The organism is Streptomyces sp. NPDC059564, assembly GCF_042735575.1.
GTDB lineage: Bacteria > Actinomycetota > Actinomycetes > Streptomycetales > Streptomycetaceae > Streptomyces.
The window spans coordinates 3,868-12,303 of the sequence record NZ_JBHWBP010000232.1 but is presented as its reverse complement, the minus strand read 5'-3'; the positions used below and the strand labels follow the sequence as shown (position 1 = coordinate 12,303).

Annotated in this window: 8 protein-coding genes and 1 pseudogene; 1 reads left to right on the top strand and 8 read right to left on the bottom strand. The window is 73.2% G+C overall.

Annotation, left to right across the window (positions count from 1 at the left end; genetic code table 11):
• The 7 genes and pseudogenes from ACFV0Q_RS29190 to ACFV0Q_RS29160 all read right to left on the bottom strand — a co-directional run.
• Positions 1-205: pseudogene (locus ACFV0Q_RS29190) on the bottom strand (NTP pyrophosphohydrolase); the annotation flags it as partial.
• 5 nt (positions 206-210) lie between these two features.
• On the bottom strand, positions 211-1,146 hold the full coding sequence (locus ACFV0Q_RS29185) for an AAA family ATPase (protein ID WP_385009354.1): 936 nt from the start codon (positions 1,144-1,146) through the stop codon (positions 211-213).
• Positions 1,147-1,149: 3 nt separating this feature from the next.
• On the bottom strand, positions 1,150-2,358 hold the full coding sequence (locus tag ACFV0Q_RS29180; protein ID WP_385009353.1) for an RNA ligase: 1,209 nt from the start codon (positions 2,356-2,358) through the stop codon (positions 1,150-1,152).
• A gap of 72 nt (positions 2,359-2,430) precedes the next feature.
• Positions 2,431-3,108 carry an epimerase gene (locus tag ACFV0Q_RS29175; protein WP_385009352.1) on the bottom strand — a complete coding sequence of 226 codons (678 nt, stop codon included), beginning with the start codon at positions 3,106-3,108 and terminating at the stop codon, positions 2,431-2,433.
• A 19-nt stretch (positions 3,109-3,127) separates the two neighbouring features.
• Positions 3,128-3,562 (bottom strand): VOC family protein, encoded by a 435-nt coding sequence (locus tag ACFV0Q_RS29170; protein ID WP_385009351.1) that lies wholly within the window; start codon positions 3,560-3,562, stop codon positions 3,128-3,130.
• 67 nt (positions 3,563-3,629) lie between these two features.
• Entirely contained in the window at positions 3,630-4,595 is a 966-nt protein-coding gene (locus tag ACFV0Q_RS29165; RefSeq protein ID WP_385009350.1) for a tellurite resistance/C4-dicarboxylate transporter family protein, read from the bottom strand.
• 12 nt (positions 4,596-4,607) lie between these two features.
• Positions 4,608-5,234 (bottom strand): alpha-ketoglutarate-dependent dioxygenase AlkB, encoded by a 627-nt coding sequence (locus ACFV0Q_RS29160; RefSeq protein ID WP_385009349.1) that lies wholly within the window; start codon positions 5,232-5,234, stop codon positions 4,608-4,610.
• A 99-nt stretch (positions 5,235-5,333) separates the two neighbouring features.
• Between ACFV0Q_RS29160 and ACFV0Q_RS29155 the strand changes: the two genes are divergently transcribed.
• Positions 5,334-7,016 carry an AMP-binding protein gene (locus ACFV0Q_RS29155; protein ID WP_385009348.1) on the top strand — a complete coding sequence of 561 codons (1,683 nt, stop codon included), beginning with the start codon at positions 5,334-5,336 and terminating at the stop codon, positions 7,014-7,016.
• On the opposite strand, the gene ACFV0Q_RS29150 is transcribed toward ACFV0Q_RS29155, so the two are convergent.
• Positions 7,013-8,436, bottom strand: a 1,424-nt coding sequence (locus ACFV0Q_RS29150) for a carboxylesterase/lipase family protein (RefSeq protein WP_385009347.1), incomplete at its 5' end; no start/stop codon positions are given. The two genes, ACFV0Q_RS29155 and ACFV0Q_RS29150, sit on opposite strands and share 4 nt — an antisense overlap.

Sequence of the window (8,436 nt, the reverse complement as noted above, 5' to 3'; positions counted from 1 at the left end):
CGCCGGGCGCCTCGTCCACCCGTACCCCGGGGACGGACTCGACGCCGCGGGCGGCGCCCTCGACCACGAGGACGATCTCCTCCCCCGCGTCGCGCTCCGCGAGCCGGTCGCGCAGCCGCTCGGCGGCCCCGCGCCGGTCCCGCCACCAGCCGTCCGGTACGGAGCCCACGACGTTCGCCGCGTCCACAATCAGCAGCGGCCCCACGGCGCTCAGAAGTCCCCGTAGTTGACCTGCCAGGTGGGCAGGCCCATCCGGCGCCAGATCGCGACCACCCGGTCGCGGTCGTCGAGCGAGATCCGGACGGCGTAGCGCTCGCGGACGTGCGTGTCGAACAGCTCGGCCTTGACCACGTCGTCCCGGCGGGTGTCCCCGGCCGCGCGCATCCACAGCTCGTCGTACGGCACGTCGTGGCGCCCGAGCCAGGACTCCGTCTGCGTGCGGTGTTCCTCGCTGCGCCCCGACAGGAGCACGATGACGTCCCCGTCGGCGCGCCGGAAGGCGTCCAGGGCGCGCCGGACCGGCTCGTTGAGCAGGTCGAGCTCGCAGCGCGAGAAGTCGTACGGGCCGCGGTCGCCGGTGAGGGCGAGCGTGCCGTCGATGTCGCACATCACCGCGGACGGCAGCGCCGGGTCGGGCGTGTAGCTCCGTACCGGCGGCTGGTCGTTGAGCCATTCCGCGGTGAGCCGCCAGCCGACCTTGCGCGCCTTGGCGTGCTTGTCGGCCAGGATGCGGATGATCTCCTCGCCGACGGGCCGTTCCCGGGCGGCGTCGCGGCGCAGGCACTCCTCGACGGGCACGTCGGTGAAGTCGTGCACGACGAAGGTCGCGAGGCCCGCGACGGCCGCCTTCAGGCGCTTGGGGATGTGCGAGGTGAGGTGGGTGTTGTCGACGACCACGTCGAACCCGTCCGTCACGGCGGCGCGGACCGCAGCGTCCTGGACGGCGAGCACGGTCTGCTCGTGCCGGTAGGACCGGCCGCGCTCGGGGTCGGGGAGGTCGAGCATGGCGCGCAGGTCGTCGAGGTTGACCCGGCGCACGCGTCCCCGCGCCTCGGCCTGGAGGGCGCGCGCGGCGGTCGTCTTGCCCGAGGCCGGCAGTCCCGTCATGACGTGGACCACGGGGAGTGCGGGCTGCTCTTCGGACACGGGTCAGTTCTCCTCGTCGGTGGTGTAGGGGTCGGCCGTCTCGGGCCGGACGGCCCGCCAGGAGGCGAGTTCCGTCGCGCGGCCGTCGAGCCGCTGGAACAGGGCCGGGCGCAGCGCGGCGTCGGGGACCTCGCGTACGGCGCGGGCGAAGGCGCCCCGGTCGCCGGTCAGATGGGCCAGGCGGGCGAAGGCCGCGTCGATCTCCCGCTCGCGGCGGGCGGCCGCGTCCTCCAGGCCGGTGATCACCGAGCGCACCCAGGTGTCGAACTCGTCCGGGACCTGCTGGAGCAGCTCGTCGAGCGGCTTGCCGCCGCAGGCCTCGATGTCCGCCACGGTGCAGTTCAGGCCCTGGGCGAGCTGCTTGGCGGGCAGGCCGGCGAAGCGCTGGATGCCGTGGCTGCGCCAGATGTCGCGTTCCGTGACGCGGGTGAGCACCTTGTGGAGGCGTACGTACTCGGCCAGCTTCGCCTTCGCGCGGACACCGGAGGCGAAGCGCAGGACGAAGCCCTCGGCGTCGGTCCCGGTCGCGCCGACCCCGCCGGGCAGGGTGTTGGACTCGGTGAGCGCGAGGAGTTCGGCGAGCGGCATGGCGGGCCACACGGTGACGACCGAGCCGATGCCCTGCCAGTGTCCGGCCGCCTCGGCGAGCCGCACCTCGGCGCCGTCCGCGCCGAAGGCGGCGAGCAGGACGAGGTCGCGGCGGTCTCCGTAGTCGACGACGATCCGGTTCTGCGGGTAGAGGATCTCGGCGAGGTAGGTCACGCCGGGCACGAGGGCCGCGGTGTCCCGGGCGTCGAGGCGGCGCTGCGCCCAGGTGGCCTGGGCGCTGGTGAAGGAGCCCTTGGAGGCGGCCCGCCAGTGGTCCGCGTAGTGGAAGACCACGGCGAGGCTGCCGTCGACCTTGTCGTACACCTCGAACGGCTCGTCGGGCAGGGCGGGGGCGTAGGGCCGGCCCGCCTCGTGCTCGCCGACGTTGAAGAACTTCGGCAGGGGCAGGGCGACGACCGCGCCGGTGGCGTCGTCGGCGACGAGGCCCCGGCAGCGCGTGGTGACCCGGTTCCAGATCTGCTCGTACTGCGCGGTGCGCGTGTACGTGTAGATGGACAGCGGCAGTTCGGGGTGCGCCTTGCGGGTCACGTGCCCGGCGTCGATGGCCGCCGTCAGCTCCTGGGCGGGCATCAGGTCGTGCAGAGTCAGGTGGGCCTGGCTCATGGGGTTCCTCCCGGTTCGAGATGGTTCATTCTCGCGTGCGGGAGGGATGAGCCGATAGTCAATTATGACTGGTCACGACCGTTGGCCGCCCACGCGGTTGAGGTCCTGCGGGCGCAGGATCCGGGTGGTGACCCCGGAGCCGGGGGTGGCGACGGCGATCATGGCGCGGCCGATGGCCTCGGTGGTGGTCACGTGGTTCGGCGCGAACCGGCGCAGGATCGGGAAGAGCGGCTTGGTGAGGACGTACGCGATCCGGTAGAGCGCGGTCTTGGAGGGCAGGCCGCTCACGGGCTGGACGATGCCGGGGCGGAACATGTAGGCGTGGAAGGGCAGGGCGAGCAGGTCGTTCTCGGTCTTGCCCTTGACGCGGGCCCACATGGATCGGCCCCGCTCGGTGCTGTCGGTGCCCTCGCCGGAGATGTAGACGAAGGTCAGTTCCGGATTGGCGGCGGCCAGCGGGCGGGCCACGGCGAGCGTGAGGTCGTAGGTGATCGCGCGGTAGGCGTCCTCCTTCATCCCGACGGAGGAGACGCCCAGGCAGAAGAAGCAGGCGTCGTGGTCCGGGAGCTCGGCGGCGATTCCGGACAGGTCCGAGGGGTCGGGGACGATGTGTTCGCGGAGTTTGGGGTGGGTGACCCCGAGCGGGGTGCGGCCGATGGAGAGGACGCCGGTGACGGATTCGTCGCGCAGGCATTCGCGCAGGACGCCGCGCCCGAGCATTCCGGTGCCGCCGAAGAGGAGTACGTTCACGGGCGCAGCCTACGGCCCGTCAGTGCGAGACGCAGAGTTCGTTGCCCTCGGGATCGGCGAGGGTGGTCCAGGCGTAGGGGCCCTGGTGGCCTTCGTGGAGGCGGGTGGCCCCCTTGGCCAGGAGGCGTTCGACGACGGCCTGGGGGTCGTCCTCGCCGGTGCGGACGTCGAGGTGGATCCGGTTCTTGACCGTCTTGGGCTCCGGCACGAACTGGAAGAGCATCCGGGGGGCGCGCTCCAGCCCTTCGGGGTGGCGGATGCCGGCCCCGGCCTTCCAGACGAGGGTGCCGCGGTGGGTGGTGGTGTCCTCGTCCGTGGCGTGACCGGCCTCGATCATGCCGCGGATGAACTGTTCGTCGGACGGTTCCACTTCCCATCCGAGGGCCTGCGCCCACCAGTCGGCGAGGGCGTGGGGTTCGGGGGAGTCGATGGTCACCTGGAACGTGTAGGCCATGGCCGGACCCTACTGAGCCGCCCTGTCCGCCGCCAGCCGAACCGCGGACCGGCGTCCCGGGGCCCGGTCAGCGCGGTCCCGCGGAGCTCGGCGCGCGGTGGGCCGGGCGGCGGGAGAGGACGAAGGCCGCGAGGGTGAGCAGCCAGGCGGCCACCGCGATCCACAGCAGCACCTCGCCGAGCGGCCGCAGCCAGGGCACGCCGGTGGGGGCGGCGGCCGACAGGCAGGCGGTGGCCGTCATGCCGAGCGGGAAGACGGTGGACCAGCGGCGCACGTCGTAGCGCGTACGGGGACGGCGCACCTCGGCGGCGAGGAGGACGGCGTACCAGCCGAGGGAGAGCGCCAGGGCCACGAGGGTGGTGGTGCGCAGCGCCGTGTGCGCGGCGCCGGTCCACAGCGGGGACGCGGTGAGCGAGGCGCCCGCCAGGGCGGTGATGGACAGCGCGCCGCCCGCCACCCAGTGGTCGCCGGCCCCGCCGAGCACCTCGCGGAAGTCGAAGCGGCGCAGGGCCACGGCGTACAGCAGTGCTCCGAGGCAGAAGCAGGCGAGGGCGGCGCGGGCGAGCCAGTCGAGGCGGTGGGCGGCGGCGAGGGCGGCCGACAGGACGGCGAGCCCCTGGGTCGCGACGCAGACGAGGAAGGCGGCGCCGGGCACGCGGTGACGCCAGTGGCGCATGACGGAGCCGGTCAGGCCGGGCCAGAGCAGGGCGGCGAGGACGAGCAGGGCGGTGGCCGCGCCGAGCCGGCCGAGCTGGCAGAGGCGGGTGCCGAGCACGGTGGTGGCGGCCACGGCGGTGAGGGCGGCCGGGGTGTCGGCCTCGGCGCGGAAGCGGCCCCGGTCAGCGACGAGCCGGACGGCGAAGTCGGCGGCCAGCAGCAGCCACAGGGCCCCGGAGACCACCAGCGCGGCGAGGGAGAGCACGGTGTGCCCGGTCAGGCCGAGGCCGACGGAGAGGATGCCGGCGGCCATGACCGCTCCCCCGGCGGCGGGCGGCAGTCCGGCCCACCAGCGCTGTACCGTCCGGCTGCGCACGGCCGCTCCCGCTCACATCACGCCGCGCGTACGGAACTGGACGCTGATCCGGGGGCCGACGGCCCGTACGGACTTGGGGACGGCGTGTTCCATGGTGCGCTGGCAGGAGCCGCCCATGACGACGAGGTCGCCGTGGCCCAGCGGCAGCCGGAGCAGGGTGGGGCCGCCGTCGCGGGGGCGCAGGGCGAGGTCGCGGGGGTCTCCGACGGAGAGGATGGCGACCATGGTGTCCTCGGTGGCGGAGCGGCCGGTGCGGTCGCCGTGCCAGGCGACGCTGTCGCGGCCGTCGCGGTAGAGGCAGAGCCCGGCGGTGACGAAGGGTTCGCCGAGTTCGGCGGCGTAGTGGCGGCCGAGGGCGTCGCGGGCCTCGGTGAGCACGGGGTGCGGCAGGGGGTCGCCCGCCCCGTAGTGGGCCAGCAGGCGGGGCACCTCGACCTGACGGTCGTACATCTGCCGGCGCTCGGCGCGCCACGGCACGTCGGCGGCGAGCCGTTCGAACAGGGCGTCGGCCCCGGCGAGCCATCCGGGGAGGTGCTCCACCCACGCCCCGGCCCCGAGCGGGGTCCGCCGCACCGGCGCGAGCGGGCCGAGCCGGATCTCGTCGGTCTGGTCGAAGAGGGAGCCCTGGAGTGCGTGCATGGCCCCAGCGTACCTCCGTACCCGAACACCTGCTCGATTTGAAACCGGCCCCGGAAAGCCGCCCCGCCCCCTGGTCCGACGGCCCGCCCGGAGGGGATCATGGGCCGTGCGCGTTGGCCGTCTTCGCCGCAGCGAGTGCTGGAGGTACGTGTGTCCGTAGCGTCGAGTCGTGCGTCCGGGAGTTCCGGGGTCCCGCTGCTGCGGGAGACGATCGGGGACAACCTCGACCGGACCGTACGGAGGTTCCCCGGCCGGGACGCCCTCGTGGACGTGGCCGCCGGACGCCGGTGGACGTACGCGGAGCTGGGCGCCGACGTGGACGCCCTCGCCCTCGGGCTGCTGGACCTCGGGATCGTCAAGGGCGACCGGGTGGGCATCTGGGCGCCCAACCGCGCCGAGTGGACGCTGGTGCAGTACGCCACGGCGAAGATCGGGGCGATCCTGGTCACCGTCAACCCGGCGTACCGCTCCCACGAGCTGGAGTACGTGCTCGGGCAGTCCGGCATCCGGCTGCTGGTCGCGGCGGAGCGCTTCAAGAGCTCCGACTACGCGGCGATGATCGAGGAGGTCCGGCCGCGCTGTCCGGGGCTGGAGTTCACGGCCCTGTTCGACGGCCCGCTGTGGGCCTCGCTGCTGGAACGCGGCCGGGCCGCCGATCCGGCCGCACTGGAACGGGCGGGGGCGGACCTGAGCCCGGACGAGCCGATCAACATCCAGTACACCTCGGGCACCACGGGCTTCCCCAAGGGGGCCACGCTCTCGCACCACAACATCCTCAACAACGGCTTCTTCGTGGGCGAGCTGTGCGGCTACGACGAACGGGACCGGGTGTGCGTACCGGTGCCCTTCTACCACTGCTTCGGGATGGTGATGGGCAACCTCGCCTGCACCAGCCACGGCGCGGCGATGGTGATCCCCGCGCCCGCCTTCGACCCGGTGGCGACGCTGGCGGCGGTGGAGGCGGAGGCCTGCACCTCGCTCTACGGGGTCCCCACGATGTTCATCGCCGAGCTGGCCGCCCCCGGCTTCGACGGGTACGACCTGTCGAGCCTGCGGACCGGGATCATGGCGGGCTCGCCCTGCCCGGTGGAGGTGATGACCCAGGTCATCGAGCGGATGGGGATGACCGAGGTCTCGATCTGCTACGGCATGACGGAGACCTCGCCGGTGTCCACGCAGACCCGCGCGGACGATCCGGTCGAGCGCCGGGTCTCCACGGTGGGCCGGGTCGGCCCGCACCTGGAGGTCAAGGTGGTCGACCCGCGCTCCGGCCGGACCGTCCCGCGCGGGACGTCGGGCGAGCTGTGCACGCGGGGCTACTCGGTCATGCTCGGCTACTGGGGTGAGCCGGAGAAGACCGCCGAGGCCGTCGACCCGGAGGGCTGGATGCACACCGGCGACCTGGCGGTGATGGACGGGGAGGGCTACCTGAGCATCACCGGCCGGTTCAAGGACATGGTGATCCGGGGCGGCGAGAACCTCTACCCGCGCGAGATCGAGGAGTTCCTCCACGGCCACCCCGACGTCCTGGACGTCCAGGTCATCGGGGTGCCCGACGCGAAGTACGGGGAGGAGCTGATGGCGTGGGTGCGGATGCGCGAGGGGGCCGAGCCGCTGACCGCGGAGTCCGTCCGCGCGTACTGCGCGGGGCGGCTCGCCCACTTCAAGATCCCGCGCTACGTCCACGTCGTGGAGGAGTTCCCCATGACCGTCACCGGGAAGATCCGCAAGGTCGAGATGCGCGCGATGGCCGCCCGCCTGCTGGACCCGGATCCGGCCTAGGCGGGTTCGGCGGGGGCGAGTTCACCCTCCCAGAGCTTGCGCTCGCTCTCCCGGGGGTCGGGGACGATCACGTCGTCCTCGCCGTTGTCCTTGCGGAAGGTCATGACCGGGCGGGTTCCGGTGTCGTACGCGGACCAGCCCGGGCGGCCGGACCGGGCGAAGGCCACCCACGCCGCGTGCATCGCCGTCGCGAGGTCCTGCGGCGGGTTCGGGCCCGTCATGGGGAGGCTGTCCGGGACGGCGAGGGTGTCCCACACGAAGGGGAGCTCCAGGGCGTGACACGCGCCGAGCCGCACCTGGATGCTGTTGGGCTGCACCTGCGAGCGCCAGCCGAACTCGTAGACGTAGGTCTCGGCGCCCGAGGCGGCCCGGGCCTCGGCGAACCGGTAGGTCGGGATCCGGAACATCCGGTCGGTGAGGACCGCCGCCGCGGCCCCGGACGGCGCGTTGCGGGGGTAGGCGGTGGTGCTGTTCGCCTTGTACTGGTCGTAGAAGTCGGCCGGGGCGCCGTAGGCCTCGACGCGGTCCTTGAACTGCCCGGGCAGCAGCCAGTAGACCATCGGAGTCGGCACGATGAAGAGCCGGAACTCCTCGGTGTTGGTGCCCGCGAGCAGCGGGACGCCGCTGCCCGCGCCGGCCGCGATGGCGTCGATGGGGCGCCGGGTGATCAGGTCCCCGTCGATCACGGGCATCAGGGACATGCCGCAGGAGGCGATGGTCGTCGTGCCGTACTTCTCCGGGTCCGCGGTGGTGGTGATGGCGGCGCCGACCTTCTTCTGGGCGGCGATCAGCTCCACGACCGGGAGCCCGGCGAGGGCCTCGGCGGTGGGCGCGACGCCCGCCTCGGCGGCGATGGCCTCCAGGACGAGCGTGGCGTCCTCGGGGGTCTGGGTGATGTGCGCGGTGCCGCTCTGCGCGATGGCCTTGTGGAAGAGGCCGGTGTCGAGGGAGAGCAGGGTGAGGGCGCTCATCGCGCCCGCGGACTCGCCGAAGACGGTGACGTCGTCGGGGTTCCCGCCGAAGGCGGCGATGTTGTCCCGGACCCACTCCAGGGCGAAGATCTGGTCGCGCAGTCCCCGGTTGGCGGGCAGCGGGGCGTCGGGGATGTAGCCGAAACCATCCACGCCCAGGCGGTAGTTGAGGGTGACGCAGACGACGCCGTCGCGGGCGAAGGTGGCCCCGTCGTAGGCGGTGACGGCGGAGGAGCCGGTGGTGAAGGCGCCGCCGTGGATCCACACCATGACGGGGAGCCCCGCCCCGGCCGTGGCGTCCGGGGTCCAGACGTTGAGGTTGAGCCAGTCGTCGCCGGGGACCGACGGGTCCGGCATCAGGGCGCCCAACTGGCCCTCGATCGTGGGCTTGGGCGGTGTCGGCCCGAACTCGAAGGCCTCCCGCACGCCGTCCCACTCGGCGGGCGGGA